The 20,834-nt window shown below is 59.9% G+C and carries 24 protein-coding genes; 17 read left to right on the forward strand and 7 right to left on the reverse strand.

From position 1 onward, the window contains the following. Positions 1–2: 2 nt before the first annotated feature. The 5 genes from denD to PVA19_RS16500 all read left to right on the forward strand — a co-directional run bounded on the left by denD (position 3) and on the right by PVA19_RS16500 (position 5,011). Positions 3–989, forward strand: coding sequence for a D-erythronate dehydrogenase (denD, locus tag PVA19_RS16480; RefSeq protein ID WP_274103460.1), 987 nt, complete (start codon positions 3–5; stop codon positions 987–989). Further along, positions 986–1,888 carry an NAD(P)-dependent oxidoreductase gene (locus tag PVA19_RS16485; RefSeq protein WP_274103461.1) on the forward strand — a complete coding sequence of 301 codons (903 nt, stop codon included), beginning with the start codon at positions 986–988 and terminating at the stop codon, positions 1,886–1,888. The genes denD and PVA19_RS16485 overlap by 4 nt, the downstream gene beginning before the upstream one ends. A gap of 173 nt (positions 1,889–2,061) precedes the next feature. Continuing rightward, positions 2,062–3,495, forward strand: a complete 1,434-nt coding sequence (locus tag PVA19_RS16490) for an aldehyde dehydrogenase family protein (protein WP_062424776.1) — start codon at positions 2,062–2,064, stop codon at positions 3,493–3,495. A gap of 108 nt (positions 3,496–3,603) precedes the next feature. Continuing rightward, on the forward strand, positions 3,604–4,578 hold the full coding sequence (locus PVA19_RS16495) for a threonine ammonia-lyase (RefSeq protein ID WP_274103462.1): 975 nt from the start codon (positions 3,604–3,606) through the stop codon (positions 4,576–4,578). A gap of 34 nt (positions 4,579–4,612) precedes the next feature. After that, positions 4,613–5,011, forward strand: coding sequence for a (R)-mandelonitrile lyase (locus PVA19_RS16500; RefSeq protein WP_274103463.1), 399 nt, complete (start codon positions 4,613–4,615; stop codon positions 5,009–5,011). A 51-nt stretch (positions 5,012–5,062) separates the two neighbouring features. Here the strand turns inward: PVA19_RS16500 and PVA19_RS16505 are convergent, their stop codons facing one another. Beyond that, entirely contained in the window at positions 5,063–6,166 is a 1,104-nt protein-coding gene (locus PVA19_RS16505) for an NAD(P)/FAD-dependent oxidoreductase (RefSeq protein ID WP_274103464.1), read from the reverse strand. Between the two features lie 229 nt (positions 6,167–6,395). Here PVA19_RS16505 and PVA19_RS16510 point away from each other — a divergent pair, with 229 nt between their 5' ends. Next, positions 6,396–6,539, forward strand: coding sequence for a hypothetical protein (locus tag PVA19_RS16510; RefSeq protein ID WP_165457044.1), 144 nt, complete (start codon positions 6,396–6,398; stop codon positions 6,537–6,539). A gap of 6 nt (positions 6,540–6,545) precedes the next feature. Here the strand turns inward: PVA19_RS16510 and PVA19_RS16515 are convergent, their stop codons facing one another. Beyond that, complete coding sequence (locus tag PVA19_RS16515) at positions 6,546–7,667, reverse strand: cobalt-precorrin-5B (C(1))-methyltransferase (RefSeq protein WP_274103465.1); 1,122 nt, start codon at positions 7,665–7,667, stop codon at positions 6,546–6,548. Between the two features lie 94 nt (positions 7,668–7,761). Between PVA19_RS16515 and PVA19_RS16520 the strand changes: the two genes are divergently transcribed. From PVA19_RS16520 to PVA19_RS16535, 4 genes are all read left to right on the forward strand, one after another. Continuing rightward, a complete protein-coding gene (locus tag PVA19_RS16520) occupies positions 7,762–9,075 on the forward strand; it encodes a cobyrinate a,c-diamide synthase (protein ID WP_274103466.1) in 1,314 nt (437 codons plus the stop codon). 126 nt (positions 9,076–9,201) lie between these two features. Next, complete coding sequence (gene yghU, locus PVA19_RS16525) at positions 9,202–10,098, forward strand: glutathione-dependent disulfide-bond oxidoreductase (protein ID WP_274103468.1); 897 nt, start codon at positions 9,202–9,204, stop codon at positions 10,096–10,098. A gap of 12 nt (positions 10,099–10,110) precedes the next feature. Next, complete coding sequence (locus tag PVA19_RS16530) at positions 10,111–10,488, forward strand: hypothetical protein (protein ID WP_062444471.1); 378 nt, start codon at positions 10,111–10,113, stop codon at positions 10,486–10,488. Positions 10,489–10,598: 110 nt separating this feature from the next. Next, positions 10,599–11,849, forward strand: a complete 1,251-nt coding sequence (locus tag PVA19_RS16535; protein WP_274103470.1) for a cytochrome-c peroxidase — start codon at positions 10,599–10,601, stop codon at positions 11,847–11,849. Positions 11,850–11,888: 39 nt separating this feature from the next. Here the strand turns inward: PVA19_RS16535 and PVA19_RS16540 are convergent, their stop codons facing one another. Further along, on the reverse strand, positions 11,889–13,328 hold the full coding sequence (locus tag PVA19_RS16540; protein ID WP_274103471.1) for an MFS transporter: 1,440 nt from the start codon (positions 13,326–13,328) through the stop codon (positions 11,889–11,891). 111 nt (positions 13,329–13,439) lie between these two features. Here PVA19_RS16540 and PVA19_RS16545 point away from each other — a divergent pair, with 111 nt between their 5' ends. Then, a complete protein-coding gene (locus PVA19_RS16545) occupies positions 13,440–14,057 on the forward strand; it encodes a helix-turn-helix transcriptional regulator (protein ID WP_274103472.1) in 618 nt (205 codons plus the stop codon). A 132-nt stretch (positions 14,058–14,189) separates the two neighbouring features. Here PVA19_RS16545 and leuB read toward each other — a convergent pair whose 3' ends face one another. From leuB to PVA19_RS16560, 3 genes are all read right to left on the reverse strand, one after another. Then, the gene (leuB, locus tag PVA19_RS16550) at positions 14,190–15,296 is read right to left on the reverse strand and encodes a 3-isopropylmalate dehydrogenase (protein ID WP_062444474.1); all 1,107 of its coding nucleotides are present in this window, start codon (positions 15,294–15,296) and stop codon (positions 14,190–14,192) included. 410 nt (positions 15,297–15,706) lie between these two features. Continuing rightward, the gene (gene leuD / locus PVA19_RS16555) at positions 15,707–16,312 is read right to left on the reverse strand and encodes a 3-isopropylmalate dehydratase small subunit (RefSeq protein WP_062424766.1); all 606 of its coding nucleotides are present in this window, start codon (positions 16,310–16,312) and stop codon (positions 15,707–15,709) included. A gap of 143 nt (positions 16,313–16,455) precedes the next feature. After that, positions 16,456–16,692, reverse strand: a complete 237-nt coding sequence (locus PVA19_RS16560; RefSeq protein WP_062424811.1) for a hypothetical protein — start codon at positions 16,690–16,692, stop codon at positions 16,456–16,458. Between the two features lie 111 nt (positions 16,693–16,803). On the opposite strand from PVA19_RS16560, the gene PVA19_RS16565 reads away from it, so the two are divergent. After that, positions 16,804–17,715 (forward strand): HpcH/HpaI aldolase/citrate lyase family protein, encoded by a 912-nt coding sequence (locus PVA19_RS16565; RefSeq protein ID WP_274103475.1) that lies wholly within the window; start codon positions 16,804–16,806, stop codon positions 17,713–17,715. Continuing rightward, entirely contained in the window at positions 17,712–17,918 is a 207-nt protein-coding gene (locus PVA19_RS16570) for a DUF1737 domain-containing protein (RefSeq protein ID WP_274103477.1), read from the forward strand. Before PVA19_RS16565 ends, PVA19_RS16570 begins: the two co-directional genes overlap by 4 nt. Positions 17,919–18,085: 167 nt before the next feature. Here the strand turns inward: PVA19_RS16570 and PVA19_RS16575 are convergent, their stop codons facing one another. Then, complete coding sequence (locus PVA19_RS16575) at positions 18,086–18,529, reverse strand: metallopeptidase family protein (protein ID WP_062424763.1); 444 nt, start codon at positions 18,527–18,529, stop codon at positions 18,086–18,088. Positions 18,530–18,853: 324 nt separating this feature from the next. Here PVA19_RS16575 and rplU point away from each other — a divergent pair, with 324 nt between their 5' ends. The 4 genes from rplU to PVA19_RS16595 all read left to right on the forward strand — a co-directional run bounded on the left by rplU (position 18,854) and on the right by PVA19_RS16595 (position 20,822). Beyond that, positions 18,854–19,168 (forward strand): 50S ribosomal protein L21, encoded by a 315-nt coding sequence (rplU, locus tag PVA19_RS16580; protein ID WP_062424762.1) that lies wholly within the window; start codon positions 18,854–18,856, stop codon positions 19,166–19,168. Positions 19,169–19,208: 40 nt separating this feature from the next. After that, entirely contained in the window at positions 19,209–19,478 is a 270-nt protein-coding gene (gene rpmA, locus PVA19_RS16585) for a 50S ribosomal protein L27 (protein ID WP_062424761.1), read from the forward strand. Between the two features lie 130 nt (positions 19,479–19,608). Next, positions 19,609–20,241, forward strand: coding sequence for a GNAT family N-acetyltransferase (locus PVA19_RS16590; RefSeq protein WP_062424760.1), 633 nt, complete (start codon positions 19,609–19,611; stop codon positions 20,239–20,241). Next, complete coding sequence (locus tag PVA19_RS16595; protein ID WP_062444481.1) at positions 20,238–20,822, forward strand: GNAT family N-acetyltransferase; 585 nt, start codon at positions 20,238–20,240, stop codon at positions 20,820–20,822. The genes PVA19_RS16590 and PVA19_RS16595 overlap by 4 nt, the downstream gene beginning before the upstream one ends. The last annotated feature ends 12 nt before the right edge of the window (positions 20,823–20,834 follow it).

Genomic DNA, 20,834 nt, shown 5'->3' on the forward strand with positions numbered 1-20,834 from the left:
AGATGCATGTAGCGATTATCGGCGCAGCCGGAATGGTAGGACGCAAGCTGACCGAAAGGCTCGTTCGCGAAGGAAACCTGAACGGTAGGGACATCGAGACATTCACCTTAATCGATGTGTTTCAGCCCGAATCGCCGGCCGGCTTCAAAGGTAAGGTCGATGCACGCGCCGCCGATCTTTCCGCCCCAGGCGAGGCCGAAAAGCTGGTCTCCACAAGACCGGACGTGATCTTCCATCTCGCGGCCATCGTCTCTGGCGAAGCAGAGCTCGATTTCGACAAGGGCTATCGCATCAATCTGGATGGCACGCGCTATCTCTTCGATGCGATCCGCATCGCCAATGGTGAGGATGGCTACAAGCCGCGGGTGGTCTTCACCTCGTCCATCGCCGTTTTCGGCGCCCCGCTGCCTTACCCGATCCCCGATGATTTCCACACCACGCCGCTGACCAGCTACGGCACGCAGAAGGCAATCTCGGAGCTGCTTCTGTCCGACTATACGAGACGCGGTTTCTTCGAAGGCATCGGCATTCGCCTGCCGACGATCTGCATCCGCCCCGGAAAGCCGAATGCCGCCGCCTCCGGTTTCTTCTCCAACATTTTGCGTGAACCTCTGGTCGGCCAGGAAGCCGTGTTGCCGGTGCCGGAGACCATCCGCCACTGGCATGCTTCGCCCCGTTCGGCTGTCGGCTTCCTGCTGCACGGCGCAACGATCGATACCGACAAGGTTGGTCCACGCCGCAACCTCTCCATGCCGGGACTGAGCGCCACGGTGGGCGAGCAGATCGAGGCACTGCGCAAGATCGCGGGCGAAAAGGCCGTCAGCCTCATCCGTCGCGAGCCGAATGAGATGATCATGCGCATGTGCGAAGGCTGGGCACCCGGCTTCGAGGCTACCCGCGCCCGCGAATTGGGCTTTACAGCCGAGACGAATTTTGAAGAGATCATCAAGGTCCATATCGAAGACGAGCTGGGAGGTTCGCTGAAATGACGGAGTCGGGCAAACAAGCGCGCATCATCGCCTTTATCGGCACCGGCCTGATGGGCGGGCCCATGGCCCGCAACCTGTTGAAAGCCGGCTTTACGGTGCGCGTCTGGAACCGCAGTGTGGAGAAAGCGCGGGCGCTGGTGGAGCATGGGGCGGTCCTCGCCGCTTCCCCTGCTGACGGGGCGAAAGGGGCCGATGTCGTCATCACCATGCTCAGCGATGGTAATGCCGTCGGCAATGTGCTGTTCGACATGGGTGTTGCCGAGGCGCTGGAAAAAGGCGCCATCGTCATCGACAGCAGTTCCATTGCCCCGCCAATCGCCCGCGACCATTCGCAAAAGCTGAAAGCGCTTGGTATTGCCCATGTGGACGCACCGGTCTCCGGCGGCGTGCCTGGCGCAACTGCCGGGACGCTGGCAATCATGGCCGGTGGCGATGAGGCAACGGTGACAAGTCTCGGCGATGTCTTTTCCGCCATGGGTCGCCTGACCTATGTGGGACCATCCGGTGCAGGCCAGCTGTGCAAGCTCGCCAACCAGCAGATCGTCGCCATCACCATCGGCGCGGTGGCGGAAGCGATGATGCTGGTCGAAGCCGGTGGCGCATCACGCGAAGGTTTCCGCAACGCCATCCGTGGCGGCTTTGCCGAAAGCCGCATTCTCGAGCTGCATGGCGAGCGCATGGTGAACCGCAACTTCGTGCCCGGCGGTCCCTCCAAATTCCAGTTGAAGGATCTGAACGGCGTTCTTGCCACCGCCAAGGATCTTGATCTGGCGCTGCCGCTGACGGAAGAAGTGACCCGCGCTTTCGATGCCTTTGTCGGCGATGGCGGCGCCGATATCGACCACAGCGGCTTATTGCTGCATCTGGAAAGACTGAACAAACGCGAGCACCAAGACTGACTTAAAAAATCATACAATTAGACGCCCGAATGTCTTTCGCGATGGCATGACATGACATAGGGTCACCGCCGACCTCGTCGCGCGCTCTGCCGCGGCGGACAACGCGAAGGAGCGGGGCTTCGCCCCACGCTGCCCGAGCACTGAAAATTAAAGCGATTACAGGGAGTGCACCAATGACAATTCACCAAAACCTTATCGGCGGCGAATGGATCGGATCCGAAACGTCGAAGAACATCAATCCTTCTGACACCAACGAAGTCGTCGGCCTATACGCACAGGCTTCCGCTGAAGACGCCAAGCAGGCGATTGCCGCTGCCAAGGCCGCTTTCCCGGCCTGGTCGCGCTCCGGCATTCTCGAGCGTCACGCCATCCTGAAGAAGACCGCCGATGAAATCCTCGCCCGCAAGGAAGAGCTCGGCGCGCTCCTCGCCCGCGAAGAAGGCAAGGTTCTGGCCGAAGGCATCGGCGAGACCATCCGCGCCGCCCAGATTTTCGATTTCTTTGCCGGCGAAGCACTGCGCCTGGCAGGCGAAGTCATTCCATCCGCCCGCCCGAACATCGGCGTTGAAGTGACCCGCGAACCGCTTGGCGTCATCGGCATCATCACGCCCTGGAACTTCCCGATTGCCATTCCGGCCTGGAAGATTGCACCAGCGCTTTGCTACGGCAACACCATCGTCTTCAAGCCGGCCGACCTCGTTCCCGGTTGCGCCTGGGCGATCGTCGATATCCTGCACCGCGCAGGCCTGCCGAAGGGCGTTCTGAACCTCGTCATGGGTCGCGGTTCCGTCGTCGGTCAGGCAATGCTCGACAGCCCGGATCTCGCTGGCATCACGTTTACAGGCTCCACCGGCACCGGCCAACGAGTTGCCGCTTCGTCGCTGCCATTCAACCGCAAGTTCCAGCTGGAAATGGGCGGCAAGAACCCCTTCGTCGTTCTTGATGATGCAGACCTTGGCGTTGCTGTCGAAGCGGCTGCAAATTCCGGCTTCTACTCCACCGGACAGCGCTGCACCGCGTCGTCACGGATCATCGTCACCGAAGGCATCCACGACAAGTTCGTGGCAGCGCTTTCCGAGCGTCTGGCCAAGATCAATGTCGGCAATGCGATGTCGAAAGACACCCATGTCGGACCGGTCGTCGATGAAAAGCAGTTGAAGCAGGATTGCGACTATATCGAAATCGGAAAGAAGGAGGGCGCCAAGCTCGCCTTCGGTGGCGAAGTGCTGAAGCGCGAAACCCCCGGCTTCTTCCTGCAGCCGACGCTGTTCACCGAAGCCACCAATGACATGCGCATCTCGCGCGAGGAAATCTTCGGACCGGTCGCCTCCGTCATCCGCGTCAAGGATTACGACGAGGCTCTGGCCGTTGCCAATGACACGCCCTTCGGCCTGTCCTCCGGCATCGCCACCACCAGCCTGAAGCACGCCACGCACTTCAAGCGCAACGCCGAAGCCGGCATGGTCATGGTCAACCTGCCGACCGCAGGCGTCGACTTCCACGTGCCGTTTGGTGGCCGCAAGGCATCCTCCTTCGGCCCGCGCGAGCAGGGCAAGTACGCCAACGAATTCTTCACCACGGTGAAGACGGCCTACACGCTGGCCTAATCAACAGGCAGAGACGAAAATCCCCGGCTTCGACCGGGGATTTTTTTGGCTTCACGTCGCTGCATTTGGCCCTATGGTAGGCACCATCTGGAATGACGTGAGACGATGATGACCGATATTGCGATGATCGAAGCCGCCCGCCAGCGTATGAACGGCGAGGCAATCCGCACCCCCTTGATGTCTTCTCCCTTTCTTGACGAGATTGCTGGCCGCAAGGTCCTGATCAAGCCGGAATGCCTGCAGCGGACCGGCTCTTTCAAGTTTCGTGGCGGCTGGTCGGCGGTCTCGGCACTGGAACCAGAGGTGCGAAAGCGTGGCGTCATCGCCTTTTCCTCCGGCAACCACGCCCAGGGCGTCGCACTGGCGGCAAGCCTGCACGGCGTGCCCGCCGTCATCATCATGCCGCGCGATGCACCGAAGATCAAAATCGAAAACACCAAAGCCTACGGCGCCGAGGTCGTGCTCTACGATCGCGCCAATGAAGACCGTGACGCGATCGGCGCGACGCTGTCCGAAGAACGCGGCCTGACCTTGATTCGCCCCTATGACGAACCGCTGGTGATTGCCGGCCAGGGAACGGTGGGCCTGGAGATTGCCGAACAGGCGCAGGAGGCTGGCATCGAGAAAGCAGAGGTGCTGGTTTGCTGTGGTGGCGGCGGGCTGACATCGGGTGTCGCGCTTGCCTTGGAAGCCAAGGCTTCGGGCCTGAAGGTTCGTACCGCAGAACCGGAGCATTTCGACGATGTGGCGCGCTCGCTCGCCTCAGGGAAGATCGAGAGAAACGCAGCCCTCAGTGGCTCCATCTGCGACGCGATCATCACGCCGCAGCCCGGCAACATCACCTTTCCGATCCTCAAGCGCCTTTGCGGTGCTGGCATAGCCGTGACCGAAGAAGAAGCGCTGCGAGCCATGGTGCTTGCCTTCCAGCGCCTGAAGATCGTGGTGGAACCGGGCGGTGCCGTGGCACTGGCAGCCGCCCTTTTCCATGGTGATGAGCTTGAAACCGATTCCGTGATCGCCGTGGCATCCGGCGGCAATGTCGATAGCGCCATCATGGCGGACGCGCTGTCGAAATACGCCTGATCTTCAAGCGTTCAACAAGACGAGGAACATGATCATGGAAATCACCCGCGCTGGCACGAAACCATCGGGCAAAGGCCCTGCCGACTATTTCACCGGAACGGTCCGCATCGATCCACTGTTCAATCCGCATCATGCAGAGCGCGTGCAAGGCGCGCAGGTGACGTTCGAACCCGGCGCCCGCACCTCCTTGCATACCCATCCGCTCGGTCAGACATTGATCGTCACCTCCGGATCGGGCCTGGTGCAGCGGGAAGGTGGCCCGATCGAAAAGATCGCTCCTGGCGATGTCGTCTGGTTCTCACCTGGTGAGAAGCACTGGCACGGCGCATCGCCACAAACCGCCATGACCCATATCGCCATCCAGGAAGTGAAGGACGGCAAGGCCGTGGACTGGATGGAGCATGTCACGGATGCCCAATATACCGGCGACTAAAGCGTCGGCCGAACGGACCCACGGCACTCTACCGTGGCGGTTTGAGACGCGCTATTCGGCCAGTCTTGAAACCACCTCATCCGCAATTGCCAGCGATGCCGTCAGCCCCGGACTCTCGATACCGAAAAGATTGACGAGGCCGGAAACGCCATGCCGCTCCGGTCCGTCGATGCGGAAATCCATCGCAGGCTCTGAAGGTCCGGAAATCTTGGGCCTGATACCGGAATAGGCAGGCTGGAGCGCGTCATCCGGCAGACCTGGCCAGTATCGGCGGATCGCCTCGTCAAAGCCCGCTGACCGTTTCGGATCGACGGCGTAATCGATACGGTCGATCCATTCGATATCCGGACCGAAGCGCGCCTGTCCGGCAATATCGAGCGTCAGATGCACGCCAAGCCCATGGGCATGGGGTGCCGGATAGATGAGTCGTGAAAATGGCGCTCTGCCTTTCAGCGAGAAATAGGAGCCCTTGGCATAAAAGGCTTCAGGAACATGTGCCGCCGGCAGTCCATCGATGGCGCCAGCAATCTGCGGCGCAACCAGCCCTCCCGCGTTGATGAGCGTCCGGCAGGTCAATTCCACCGGCTCGCTCCCGCCGACGAAGACCCGGAAGCCATCCTCCTCCACGACCGCGCGCAGGAACGGCGCCCTGTAGGCCAAGCTGCCGCCCACATCTTCCATATCGCCAAGCAGCGCCAGCATGTAGCCATGGCTATCGATAATGCCGGTCATGGGTGACGACAGTGCCGCCTTGCAGGAGAGTGCCGGTTCGAGACGCCGGGCCTCGGACGCGCTGATCAGATCCAGCGCCTCGCAGCCATTGTCGAGACCTCGCCGCTGCAGGTCCTCGATCAGAGGAATTTCGCTCTCTGTGGTCGCCACGATCAGCTTGCCGCACCGGCGATGCGCAACGCCATGACTTTCGCAATAGTCATAGAGCCGCTGTCGCCCCTCCACGCAAAGCCGCGCCTTCAGGCTGCCTTGCGGATAATAGAGCCCGGCATGAATAACCTCGCTATTACGAGAGGAGGTCGCACTGCCGAATTCGGCTTCCTTTTCCAATACGATAACGGACCGGCCCTGAAGCGCGAGCGCCCTCCCGACCGCAAGGCCAATGACACCCGCCCCTATGATGATCGCATCGATATCCGCCACGCGTCTTTCCCACCTTCTACCCACTGAACCGAAACACCGCTCGGACGTTAAGGAATCGTGAATGCGGTAGATCGGACCTTGTTGGGAGGCAAGTCACGACCAGTATTTTCCCCGCAAGCCCAATCTTATGGAAATTTATCTCTACTGGAACACGAGAGAATAGCGATATTCTCAGTGTCACTATCCCGCAGATCGGCGGTACCGATTTTTGGACGAACAGGAGGGTGCGATGTCTTATTCCAAAGCAGGAAAAGCAAGAGATTTCACGCCGTCAACCGCGCCGCATCGCGGCTGGCAGGCATCGATCCATACAGCGCTCGTCGGCATCTGCTTTGCCTTCGTCGCAGCGGTTATCTTCGGCCTCGTGCCTTAACGAGACTTAGCCGATCGGCCCCTCGGAAATGGGGGCCGCTCGATTTGATGGCGTCGGCGCTGTGCGCCCTTTAAGATTGCCATCACGATCGAAGACCAGGATATCGAGCGCGATATCGTCCCGGCCAAGCGCCGCCGCAGCCGTAACCCAGGCTTGCTGCGCCACAATATTCCCAAGATCGATCCCGGCCGCCTCGGCCAGCTGAAAGGCATGCGCCACCATATTGGCGTGGCGGATGGCGGTCAGAAGTTCGCTCGTCGCGCCCGCGTCTTCAGCAAGTTTTGCCAACGCTTCCAGATCCGCCAGCCCACGCTTGGAATGGACGTCCAGCATGCCCTGCGCCAGCTTGGTCATCTTGGCGACTCCGCCCGCCACCGTCACTCTGGGGACAGGATGGCTCTTCAGATATTTGAGCATGCCGCCAATGAAGTCGCCCATGTCGATCAGCGCGGTCTCGGGCAGCCCGTAAAAGGCCTGCCCCGCCTTTTCCGACGCATTGCCCGTTGCGCCTAGCAGATGGGGAAGCCCTTCTGCCCGTGCCACATCGATCCCGCGCCAGATCGAGTGGATCCAGGCCGAACAGGAAAAGGGAATGACGATACCGGTCGTGCCGAGGATGGAGAGGCCGCCAACAATGCCGAGACGGCCATTCAAAGTCTTTTCCGCCAGCGTCTCCCCGTCACGCACGGAGATTTCGACTTCGAAATCGGCGTCAGTCCCTGCCACCTCATGGATCGCAGCAAGCATCATCTGGCGCGGGACGGGATTGATCGCGGGCTCTCCCACCGAAAGCGGCAGACCGGGGCGGGTGACAATCCCCACGCCCTTGCCCGCCTTGAAGCTGATGCCGCTTCCCGTCTCCGTCCTGCGCAGCGTGCTCTCGATCAGCGCGCCATGAGTCACATCCGGATCGTCGCCGGCATCCTTGACGACGCCCGCGCGGGCGAACCCGTCGCCCTTTTCCTCCGTTGCGAGAACGAAGGCCGGTCGAGACCCGTTGGGGAGTTCGACATCGACAAGATCAGGGAAGGACCCGGTCAAAAGCGCCTGACAGGCGGCCTTCGTCGCTGCAGCAGCGCAGGTGCCGGTGGTCCAGCCACGCCGAAGGTTTTTGCCATCCGTTTCCATGAATGTCCTATAGACCTTGCAGCGTGAGCCGTCATCGGTAAACAACAGACCAACTGCACGATCAAAAGCGCGCCCCGGAGTTTAGAATTCTGCCATGACCGCAAAAGCCATCATCATCGGCGCGCCCCGCTCCGGCTCCGGCAAGACCAGCGTCACCATCGGGCTGCTGCGCGCCTTTGCCCGCCGCGGCATCAAGGTGCGCGGCATCAAGACCGGACCGGATTACATCGATCCCGGCTTTCATGCGGTCGCAACCGGTACGCCCGGCCTCAACCTGGACAGCTGGGCGATGCAGCCGGATCTGCTGCGTCATCTTCTGACCCAACAGGCCGACGGTGCAGACCTCTTGCTGATCGAAAGCGCCATGGGCCTCTTCGATGGTATTGCCGTCTCCAACAACCGCACCGGCTCGGCCGCTGATCTGGCGCGGCTCTTTCACATCTCCGTCCTCCTGGTCCTCGATGTCTCGGGCCAGTCGCAAACGGCGGCAGCCATGGCGCATGGTTTTGCCCATTATGATCCGGCGGTGAAGATGGCAGCCGTCGTTTTGAACCGTGCGGGCAGCGAACGCCACCGCACGCTCTGCACCGAGGCGATCGAAAAGATCGGCCTTCCCGTGGCGGGCTGCGTCATGCGCGATCCATCGCTGACCCTGCCCGAACGGCATCTCGGTCTGGTGCAGGCGAGCGAACACCCGGAGATCGACGCCCATATCGAAAGACTGGCCGATACGATGGAGCGTGCCATCGATCTCGATGAGCTCCTGGCCCTGGCAACGCCCATCGATTTGGCCGAAGGGTCGGTCGAAGCGGGAATTGCCCCGCCCGGACAGCGCATCGCACTGGCCGAAGACGCCGCCTTCACCTTCCTCTATCCGCATCTGAAGCGGCAATGGCGGGAGGCTGGCGCCGAGATCCTGCCCTTCTCCCCGCTTGCCGATGAAGCCCCGGACGCGTCCTGCGATATCTGCTGGTTGCCCGGCGGTTATCCTGAGCTTTTCGCCGGACAGTTGGCCGTCGCATCGCGCTTCAAGGCGTCGCTTGCCCATTTTTCGCAGACGAAGCCGGTGCATGGGGAATGCGGAGGCTATATGGTGCTGGGGGAAGCGCTGGAAGACGCGAACGGCGTGACGCACGCCATGACCGGGCTACTCTCGCACGTCACCAGCTTTGCCAAGCGAAAGATGAACCTTGGCTACCGTCAGGCCAGGATTGCCGAGACCGGCCCGCTCGGCCAGGCTGGCGATGTTTTGCGCGGACACGAGTTCCATTATGCCAGCGTCATCGACGCCGGCACCGATCAGCCCTTCGCTGAAATTGCCGATGGTCTCGGCAAGCCGCTCGGGCTATCCGGCGGAAGGCGCGGCCTTGTCAGCGGAACATTTTTCCACGCGATCGCAAAGGCTTAGCAGGTTCTTTTTCCGGAGGCTGGTGTTCCGTCTGTCGCGGGAGTGGAGGAACGGCTTTGCATTTCCTATATTGCTGAAACACAGCATCCCCACCTGGAACCACATCTGGAATAAGGACGGATCTTCATGACCGAAAAGTCTCCCGAAAACAACTTTCCCGCAGGCTATCAGCCGCCAGAGGTCTGGCAGTGGGAAAAGGGCAATGGCGGCGCGTTTGCCAATATCAACCGACCGATTGCCGGGCCAACCCATGAGAAAGAACTGCCGGTTGGAAAGCATCCGCTGCAGCTCTACTCGCTGGCGACACCGAACGGTCAGAAGGTCGGCATTCTGCTGGAAGAGCTTCTGGCCGCCGGCCATTCCGGCGCGGAATATGATGCCTGGCTGATCAAGATCGGCGATGGCGACCAGTTCGGTTCCGGCTTCGTTGCTGCCAATCCGAATTCGAAGATCCCGGTCATGGTCGATCATTCCACACCGGAACCGACGCGCGTTTTCGAAAGCGGTTCGATTCTGCTTTATCTCGCGGAAAAATTCGGCGCCTTCCTGCCGAAGGGGCACAAGGCCCGCACCGAAGCGCTGAACTGGCTGTTCTGGCAGATGGGTTCTGCCCCCTTCTTCGGCGGCGGCTTCGGCCACTTCTACGCCTATGCGCCCATCCACATCAAATACGCCATCGACCGTTTTGCCATGGAGGCGAAGCGCCAGATGGACGTGCTCGATCGTCACTTGGCCGAAAACCGCTACATGGCAGGCGATGAATATTCGATCGCCGATATCGCCATCTGGCCCTGGTATGGCAACCTGGCGCGCGGACAATCCTATCCGAAGGCGGAAGTGTTCCTGGAAGCAGCAAGCTACAAGAATGTGAAGCGCTGGGCCGATGAAATTGCCGAGCGTCCTGCCGTCAAACGCGGCCGCATGGTCAACAAGGCTTCCGGTGATCCCTCAGAACAGCTACATGAACGTCACGACGCGTCCGATTTCGACACCAAGACGCAGGACAAGATCGGCAAGAGCTGAAGGATAGACGAAATGGCGAACCTGCCCGACATGACCAAACACCGTGGTTTTCCATCCGGCATGCCGGGCACAGGCGTCCAGTTTACCATACGCCGCGCCAATCCGCGCGGCGTCACCCCCATCAAGCAACTGCCGCGCAAGGCACGTCCCGGCACGCCGGAACATCGTATCGATGCGGCCTTCCTGCATGCCCTCTGGCACCATTTCGGCGCAGAGCCTTTCGAGCGGGGCAATCTCGATGCCGCCCGCCTCAGCCTGCTCTTCGGGCGTGAAGTTCTCCCCGCCGAGAAGAATTTTGATCCGCTTTCCTATGAGGCGATGCTCGTGATCGACGAGCGCGTGGCGCGCCAGAGCTTCCCCGAATCCTTCGAGGATTACTTCGACGTCTGAGGTCGAAATAAGCGCCTGCGACAAAGTGGAGACCTTGAAGAAAGTTTCTGTGCGCGGCGTAAAGAAGATGGTATAGAGCCACCGGTTTCATCATTTTCGGCGGCTCTGACATGGTCAGGCACTTCTCTCATTTTCTTGCCGCTTCGGCACTCATCCTCCTTCCCGTAGCGATGGGTCTTGGCGGAGCTGCCCATGGCGGCACCGACTACCCAACCGTCGAAAAGCTCGGCGAAGCGCTGTTTCACGACGCCAATCTGTCGATGAACCGGACGATGTCCTGTTCCACATGTCACACCTCTGCCAACGGCTTCACCGACATCCGCGATACGGAAAAGGCAGGCCATGCGGTTTCGCTTGGCGATGATGGCAAGTCGCTGGGAGATCGCAACGCGCCGACGGCAACTTACGCCAAATTCTCCCCGCCCTTCGGCAAGGACGCCGACGGAAACTATATTGGCGGCCAGTTCTGGGATGGACGCGCCGCCACGCTGGAAGATCAGGCCGGCGGTCCGCCGCTGAACCCAATCGAAATGGGGATGGCCGACAAGTCGAGCGTGGTGAAGCGGCTGAAGGAAAATCCTGACTACGTCACTGCCTTTGCAAGCCATTTCGGGCCGAACGTATTCGAGAACGACGAGCAAGCCTTCGCCGCCATGGGCAAGGCGCTGGCCGCTTACGAGCGATCCGATGCGCTTTCCACCTTCGATTCGAAATATGACCGCTTCCTGCGCGGCGAGGAAAAGCTGACGGATCAGGAAGAACTCGGCCGCGTGCTGATGTCGTCCACGCAGTTCACCAACTGCAACACCTGCCACACGATCAAGGGTGAGCACGGCCTCTCGGACGGCGTCTTCACCAACCACAAATACTTCAACATCGGCGTCCCGGCCAACAGACTAGCCCGCGCAGCCAATGGGTCGAAGCCGGATGCTGTCGATCTCGGCCTGGCGCAAAATCCAGCCGTCGGCGACGATCCGGCACAGCGCGGCAAGTTCAAGGTGCCGTCGCTCCGCAATATCGCGGTGACAGGCCCTTACATGCACAACGGCGTCTTCAAGGACCTGCGCACCGTCGTGCTGTTCTATGTGAAGTACAAGAGCAAGAAGCCGAGCCGGCAGATCAACCCGGAAACCGGCGAGAAATGGGATGCGCCGGAGGTTCCGGACAACATCGCCATGGAAGAACTGACGTCCGCCCCGGCACTCGACGACAAGCGCGTCGATGCCATCGTGGCTTTCCTCAAGACGCTGACCGACAAGCGCTACGAACCGCTGCTTGCCAAGGGCGAGAACATCGGACGCCCGGAAGATCCGACCGTCCACGCGATCTCCGCGAAGCCCGGAGACGCAGCAAAAAATTAAGCCGCCTCAATCACTTCGAGGACTTAGGCCCGGCATCGATCAATCATTGTCACCCACATGCGCTCCGTAACGTGGCTCTGGCAATGAGAAGGCCGCGAACGCTGCCAGAACCGCTGGTAGGGCAAAGAGCATGAAGAGCCACGTCGCGGCAGATGCTGCCCCCTCGACGCCGCCGGGGCTCACAAACCCGGTGCTGTTGACGATCACGCCGGAAAGAGCCGCACCAAAAGCGCTGCCGAGAGACTGGACGGTGGTGATACCGGCGGATGCCTTGTCTTTCTCATCAGGCTCGGCGAGATGCAGAATATGGGTCACGAGATGCGCCCAACCGAGCCCAACGCCGAAGCCCATGCCGAAGATCAGAAAAGCGGCTGCGCTGACCAGAAGCACGTCCCCACTGGGATTGAGCCGTGCCAGCGTTACGGCCAGCATGCCGATGCAAACAGCTTCCAGAATGGCGCCGACAAGAATGGAGCGGCGCATCGCCCTGCCGGTGAAATCGCTGCATATGAAGGCGGCTACCGTCCAGCCGAGCGCCACAAGGGCGACGATATAGCCCGAGATCAACGGCGGCACATTGTGCAGGTTCTGGAGGAAATAGGGGATGTAAATGTCGCAGGTCAGGGCCGCCAGAAGCATGAACATCGCAGCATAAACACGCGCGATCGGCATCGATAGAAGAGTGCCGCCGCGCGGCAGAATGCGCAACGTCGCCCGTCGTTCGACAAGCAGAAGTGCTGCAATGGCGGTGAGGGCGCAAACCACAAGCCAGGTGCGGGCGCCAATCTCTTCGGCGGTGCTCGCAAAGCTGACCAGCAAAAGCGAAGCGGACAGCAGGATCATCTGCTTTAGCGGCGCCTTGGTCTCGGTCCGGTCATCCACGCCCACCGGCAGCAGCCACGGCGCCAGAAGTCCCATGATGAGTGCGAAGGGGACGATGATCGCGAAAGCATGTCGCCATGCGCTGCCCTCGGCGAAGAAGCCACCGAGCGTCGGTCCGATGAAGGTCGAGATACCCCAGATCGCAGCATAAAGCGTCGTCGCCTTGTTCCACAGAGATTCTGGGTAGACATAGCGGATGAACGCATAGCCCAGCGTTGCCAACGTGCCGGCCCCGAAGCCCTGCACGGCTCGCCCGGCAAGGACGATCTCCATGGTTGGCGCCACAGCGCAGATCGCCGAACCAAGGAGAAAGAGGACTGCACCGACACTATAGGTCCGATTGAGGCTAAGGCCACGTGGACGGATGGCGATAAATACCGACCCCAGCACAGAGGCCGTGACGTAGAGCGTCGTCACCCAGGCGAAGAGGGGCAGGCCACCAATATCACGCACGACAGACGGCATGATCGTGGCCGTCACATAGGTCTCGATCGCATAGAGCGCGATGCCACCTGAGAGCATCAGGCTTGCTCCCAGATGCCGGGCGGAAAACAGGGTCCAAAGACTGGTTGACGAAGGGGCGCCGGGAGAAGACATGATCGAATTTCCGATAAAAGGCCGTTGCAAAGTCGGCGGCATGGAATTATCCAAGTTATATCTTGGAAATTATACCCGCAGATAAATTAAGCAAGTGGCAGGACAGACAAAATGCGCCCTTCTCCCCGTGACAGGCTCCTCTTTCTGTTGAAGACCGAAGGCCCGAAGGCCACGTCAGAGCTCAGCGAAGTTCTTGGCCTGACGGGCGAAGCGGCGCGCCAGCAGCTTGCCAAACTCGCCGATGAAGGGTTGGTGGAAAGCATCGCGCAACCCGCAATCGGGCGGGGGCGGCCGCGTCAAAGCTGGCGCCTGACCAGCGCCGGCCATCGCGAATTTCCAGATGGTCATGCTGACGTCGCGGTATCCCTCATAGAAGCGATCGGCAGCGAGCTTGGTGAGGATGCGCTGGAAACGATCATTGCAGCCCGGGAGCGCAAGACAGCGGCGATGTACAGCGCGGCACTTCTCGACGCCCCTACGCTGGACGAGCGTGTCGCGCGGCTCTCAGCCTTGCGGGTGGCCGAGGGCTATATGGCAAGCTGGTGGCAGGAAGAGGATGGACACTTCATCCTCGTCGAAAACCATTGTCCGATATGCGCCGCCGCAACCGCCTGCCGTGGCTTTTGCCGTTCGGAGATCGATATTTTCAGAGCCGTGCTGGGCGCACCGGTGGAAAGGACCGAGCACCTGCTACAGGGTGCGAGACGATGCGCATACCGGATCGGTTAGCGCAAGGTCCGCCCGTGCTTGCAACACCTTTTTGAATAGACGCATCGGTCCGAAAATCGATGTCGATTTTCGGGCCGATGCTGTCGTGGCGCCCAAGCAAAGCTCGGGCGCGACAGAACAATAAAGACGTATCTACAGAGCCTTGAATTCCGCCAGAACCGCATCGCCCATTTCCGACGTGCTGACCTGGCGCGCGCCGGCGGCCATGATGTCGGCGGTGCGGATGCCCTTTTCCAGCACATTGGCGATCGCCGTTTCCAGCTTGGTGGCGTCATCAACCATGTTGAAGGAGTAGCGCAGGCACATGGCGAAGGAGGCGATCATTGCGATCGGGTTGGCAATGCCCTGGCCGGCGATATCGGGAGCGGAACCGTGAACTGGCTCGTACATGGCCTTGCGCTTGCCGGTCTTGGCATCCGGCGCACCGAGAGACGCGGATGGCAGCATGCCGAGCGAGCCCGTCAACATGGCGGCGACGTCGGAGAGCATGTCGCCGAAGAGATTGTCGGTGACGATGACGTCGAACTGCTTGGGCTTGCGCACCAGCTGCATGCCACCGGCATCGGCCAGCATATGCTCCAGTTGCACATCCTTGTACTTCGCCGCATGGGTTTCGGTGACGACCTGGTTCCACAGAACGCCGGACTTCATGACGTTGCGCTTTTCCATGGAGCAGACGCGGTTGCCGCGGGTGCGCGCCAGTTCAAAGGCGACGCTGGCGATACGCTCGATTTCGAAGGTATCGTAGATCTGCGTGTCGATCCCGCGCTTCTGGCCATTACCGAGATCGATGATCTGCTTCGGCTCGCCGAAATAGACGCCGCCCGTCAGTTCGCGAACGATGAGAATATCGAGACCTTCGACGAGCTCTGGCTTCAGCGACGAGGCAGAGGCCAGCGCCGGGTAGCAAATCGCTGGGCGGAGGTTCGCGAAAAGCTCGAGATCCTTGCGCAGGCGCAGCAGACCCGCTTCCGGACGAACTTCATAAGGCACGCCATCCCATTTCGGTCCGCCGACTGCACCGAACAGAATGGCGTCAGCTGCCAGCGCCTTTTCCATATCCGCATCGGAAATCGCCACGCCATGCGCGTCGTAAGCGCAACCGCCAACAAGGCCTTCCTCAACCGTGAAGCCGGCATTCTTCTCGCTGTTCATGTAATCGATCAGCTTACGGACCTCGGTCATCGCCTCCGGGCCGATACCGTCGCCAGGCAACAGGAAGAGCGAGCGCACAGTCATGAAATCCTCCTTGGGCGCTTGGAAAGAAGCGCACGTCAAAACATGGGTTGCAACGCCGAAAGGCTGCAAGATGCGGGCTTCTTAACGCTCGACCCGCAGCATTTCAAGCAAAGCAAAAGCCTATTCGGTACGGGTGACGCAGCAAACCGGCTGTCACATCATCTCAGTTTCATCTCATGCTCCAAAATACATGACACGACGATGTATCAGGCATCGACTGCGTGGTTGGAGGTTGGAGGTTGGAGGGGGTCTTCGACACAAGGCTCTTGGAGGTCAAAGCTCTCCTCCTCGTCATCCTCGGGCCTGACCCGAGGATCCATAACCCATTGGCGCTATTGAAAGACGTGGATCCTCGGCTCTAGGCCGAGGATGACGACGGAGAGGTGTCCGCGCTTAGTCAGAAGGATTGATCAGGCCCAGGGCCGGGCAGAGGCGTTGGTCTTTTCGAAGCTATCGATTGCGCCTGCATGTTCCAGCGTCAGGCCGATATCATCCAGACCGTTCAGCAGGCAGTGACGCTTGAAGGCATCGATCTCGAAGGTGATCCGCCCGCCATCGGGGCCGCTGATTTCCTGGTTTTCCAGGTCGATCGTCAACACGGCGTTGGAGCCGCGCGAAGCATCGTCGAGGAGCTTTTCGAGGTTTTCAGGGCTGACAACGATGGGCAGAATGCCGTTCTTGAAACAGTTGCTGTAGAAGATGTCGGCGAAGCTGGTGGAAATGACGCAGCGAATGCCGAAATCGAGAAGCGCCCAGGGTGCGTGCTCGCGCGAGGAGCCGCAACCGAAGTTGTCGCCAGCCACCAGGATTTGCGCATTCTGATAGGCAGGCTTGTTCAGCACGAAATCGGGGTTTGGCGAGCCGTCTTCCAGGTAGCGCGATTCGGCAAACAGGCCCTTGCCAAGCCCGGTGCGCTTGATGGTCTTCAGGTAGTCCTTGGGAATGATCATGTCCGTGTCGACATTGACGACCGGCATGGGGGCGGCAACACCCGTCAGCTTGGTGAACTTATCCATCTCTCACTCCGAAATTCTGGCCGGCACTCAGCCGTTCAACCAAGGCCATTAAAGCAAAAAGGCGCGCTTTTGAAGATCAAAGCACGCCATTGCGGTACGCCGCCAATAATTGGATTACAATGCCAAAGCGTCAGTCGAACCGATCAGAGATCGATGATCGTGCCGCGACCGTCATTCCACACGCGCATGTTCTGCTGGCGGCGATCCTGCGTCTTCACGCGGATGGGCTCAGGCTTGAGGCGGGAGGAGAACATCTTGGCGATGCTGAGAACCGCAAGCGTTCCGACGAATGCGATCGTCAGAGATGCGGTGAAGAGCGCGGCGAGAGCCAGAACTGCGATGCTGGAGGCTGCGATGAAGAATGTACGAATGCCCTGCATGGTCCAAACCTTTCTGTCCAGACGAATGTGGGCCTTCTTCTTGACGCTTGCAAGAGGTTTCACACCGTCATCGACCTTGCAGATGTAACAAAAGATTGACACAAGTGGGGCATGGCCGAATTTTTTGTCGATAATACTGCACGCCCGCGCCGTTCGCTGCTGTCTGTGCCTGCAATCAACCTGCGCGCCCTCCAAAAGCTAAGCTCTCTTGACTGCGATGGCGCGATCTTCGACCTGGAAGATTCGGTTGCTCCCGACATGAAGGATGAGGCGCGCAGCAATCTCCTGTCCTTCTTCCGCGAGACGCCGCTTGCAAACCGCGAAGCGATCATCCGCATCAATCCGCTTTCCACGCAGACCGGGCTCAAGGATGTGGAGGCTGCGCTGACCTGCGGCCCCCAAGCCTTACTCTTGCCAAAGGTCGAGCAGCCCTCCGACATTCATGAACTTGCCGACCTTCTGGACGAAGCCGACGCTCCGGAAGAGATGCAGATCTGGGCGATGATCGAGACACCGCGCGGCGTCCTGAATGCCGCAGCGATTGCCGAAGCCGCGCACACCAAAGCCGCAAGGCTTAGCGCCCTCGTGGTGGGACTGAACGATCTGCGCAAGGATACCCGCGTTCCGGCAAGACCGGGGCGCACCTATCTCGTCCCATGGCTGATGCAGGTGGTGCTTGCGGCCCGTGCCTACGGTCTCGATGTGATCGACAGCGTTTCCAACGATTTTCGCGATCTGGCTGCCTTCGCCATGGAATGCGAGCAGGGCCGCGACATGGGCTTTGATGGCAAGATGCTGATCCACCCGACGCAGATCGAGGCGGCAAACATCGCCTTCACTCCGGATGAAGCGGCACTTGTAGAGGCGCGCGAGACGATCGCGGCTTTCGCAAAGCCCGAATCTATGGGATTGAACGTCATCAACATCAACGGACGGATGATCGAACGGCTGCATGTCGCCGGCGCAGAACGCCTCGTCGCCATCGCCGAGATCATCGCCGCAAGAAAGGCAGGAAACACATGAAGGTCTATCGTTTCATCACGGGCCCGGACGACGCCAAATTCTGTCACCGCGTCACTGATGCGCTCAACAAGGGCTGGGAACTTGCAGGCTCTCCAAGCTACGCCTTCAACGCCGCAGCCGGCATCATGCATTGCGGCCAGGCGGTGACGAAGACCGTCGAGGGCAAGAACTATCATCCTGATATGAAGCTGGGTGAGCAGTAAGAGCGGTTGTGACGGTCGACGCCTCCTCTACCGTCATCCTCGGGCTTGACCCGAGGATCCATCTTTACCAATAGCGTCAATGGCTTATGGATCCTCGCCTCAAGGGCGAGGACGACAAAAAGCGGGCGTTGCGGCTTTGTCGCACACGCGCACGCAAGTTAAGTCACTCACCCGCGATCTGCCGCCGCGTCGTCCGCGCTTTCCTCGATCCGCTCCATGTCGTCGTCCGACAGGCCGAAGTGATGGCCGATTTCGTGGATGAGGACGTGGGTGATGATGTCGCCAAGCGTCTCTTCGTTCTCGGCCCAGTAATCCAGGATCGGGCGGCGATAGAGCGTGATGCGGTTGACCATCTCGCCGGTTTCCATGGTGAAACGCTCCGAAATGCCGCGGCCCTCGAAAAGGCCGAGCAGGTCGAACGGCGTTTCGAGCGCCATGTCCTCGAACACATCGTCGGTCGGAAACTCCGAGATCTCGATGATCAGATCTTTCGTCAGCGCACGAAATTCTTCCGGCAGGTGGCCATATGCCTCAATGGCAAGCGATTCAAACGCTGATATTGTCGGCGCGTGGCGATCCCGCCAATCGTCGGTACTGTCTATGCGGGCCATTTCTGCTCCTTGCTGTGGGGCTGATATAAACCCTTGCGACATAAAATTCGAGACCTGTTTGCAACAACCGCGCAAAAGGCCTGATTTTCTAGGCGCAGCCGTCGTTTTTAGGCCGTTTTGAACCTTGACATAAAGGCCTCGCTCGCGTAATTCGCAGCCAAATTGATGGCGTATTGCGCCTTCCGTTTACTCCGCTTTGAAAAAAGCGGTCCACCGGCAGAGTTTCCAAGGGCATTTGCCTCGACGAATTTCCGCTACTCCGACTGATAAAAAGACGGCCAGTGCCAAAAGCGCAGAGCCGGAACGAACATGAAAGGATAAAAAATGTTCGCAGTCATCAAGACCGGCGGTAAGCAGTACCGCGTAAGCGCCAACGACGTGCTGACCATCGAAAAGCTGGAAGCAGACGCAGGCGCAACTGTAGAATTCACTGAAGTTCTCGTTGTCGGCGTTGGCGCTGATGCAAAGTTCGGCGCACCTTTCGTTGCAGGCGCAACGGTCAAGGCTGAAGTTGTCGAGCACAACCGCGGCAAGAAGGTCATCGCCTTCAAGAAGCGTCGTCGTCAGAACTCCAAGCGTACGCGCGGCCATCGTCAGCATCACACTGTCGTCCGTATCACGGACATCGTTGCTGCCTAATCGGCGCGACACGGGAAACTAGGTTTAAAGGAGCAATCCAATGGCACACAAAAAAGCTGGCGGTTCTTCGCGTAACGGTCGCGATTCCAACTCCAAGCGCCTTGGCGTGAAGAAGTTCGGTGGCGAAGCCGTCATTCCAGGCAACATTATCGTTCGTCAGCGTGGCACGCAGTGGCATCCCGACGCCAATGTCGGCATGGGCAAAGATCATACGCTTTTTGCACTCACGGCAGGCAACGTTAACTTCCGCACGAAGGCCAATGGTCGCGTATTCGTGTCCGTAGCGCCGAAAGCGGAAGCCGCAGAATAAGCCGGTAAGCGTCATATGCAGCCGGTGTCCCAATGACCCGGCTGAGACGTAACAGGTTCAGTCACAAAAAAGGGGAGTTGGGGCACCACCCAACTCCCCTTTTTTCTTTAACTCCACGGAGGACTGAACCATGCAAGCTGAATTGTTGAGGGTCGACCAATCACGGTCACCCGAAGAACGGATAAGACCTGAACGGTCAAGGAGCGATTGCCCCGTCTTGTTGTCGCAAAGACTTGTCTTGCGCAAACCCCACGAAGAAGACATCGACGCCCTTGCCCATCTTGCCAACAACGCCAACATCGCGACCATGGTGTCGCGCATGCCGCACCCTTACACGGCGAAAGACGCCGCGGATTTTGTGCGCCGTGCAGCAAATGGCGAGATTGGCAAGTGCGTCTATGCGATTACGCGCATGGACAATGGCGAGTTCATGGGGTGCTGCGGACTGGAGCCGCAGGAAGACGAAAAGACCCTTGAAATGGGCTACTGGCTTGGCGAACCCTATTGGAACAGGGGTTACACCACCGAAGCGGCCCATGCGCTGATCGACATGGCCTTCCGTACCCGCGAGATCGACCAGATCGATGCGCGGTGCCGGGTCACAAATATCGGCTCTCGCCGTGTCATACAAAAGTGCGGGTTTCAGCTTCAGGGTTCCGGCATGGTCGGATCGCTGGCGTTGGGCGCCATGGTCCCGGTCGAATGGTACAGGCTGGATCGCAAGACATGGGTATCATTGAGAAGCTGGGGAGACATGCGATGAGTACGGCTCAGCTGATGCGCCCTCGCAGCGTCGAAACGACCCCGCCGCCCGGCCCTTGCCCGACGATCGAAACCGAACGGCTGGTGCTCCGGCCCCAGCGGCTCACCGATGCGGGCTCGATTGCGGACACGCTTGCCGATTTCCAAGTGACCCGCATGTTGGCCCGTGTTCCAGCGCCCTACTACAAGCAGGATGCACTGGAATGGCTGATCCTGCGGACGTCAGGCACCCTGCCCGACTGGGATTTCGCCATCACCACCGGTGATGACACCCTGATCGGCGTGGTGTCGGTAGAGCGCCGTCACGGTCAATGGCACCTCGGCTACTGGCTGAACCGCTTCTACTGGGGCAAGGGCTACATGACGGAGGCCGTTGGCGCCGTCGTCGAGCGCTTCTTCCGGCGCATGCCGAACGAGGTTTTGCACTCGGGCGTCTTCGCCGATAACCCGGCCTCGCTCAACGTGCAGGAGAAGCTCGGCTTCCGCATTACCGGCTGCAGTGAGGTCTATGCGGTCGCGCGTGCCACCATGGTCGCGCATATTGACACCGAGCTGACGGCGGAAGGCTTCGTCCGACCGTAACGTACAACGCGA

Origin of the sequence: Agrobacterium sp. CNPSo 3708 (assembly GCF_028674915.1) — a bacterium.
Lineage (GTDB): Bacteria > Pseudomonadota > Alphaproteobacteria > Rhizobiales > Rhizobiaceae > Agrobacterium > Agrobacterium cavarae.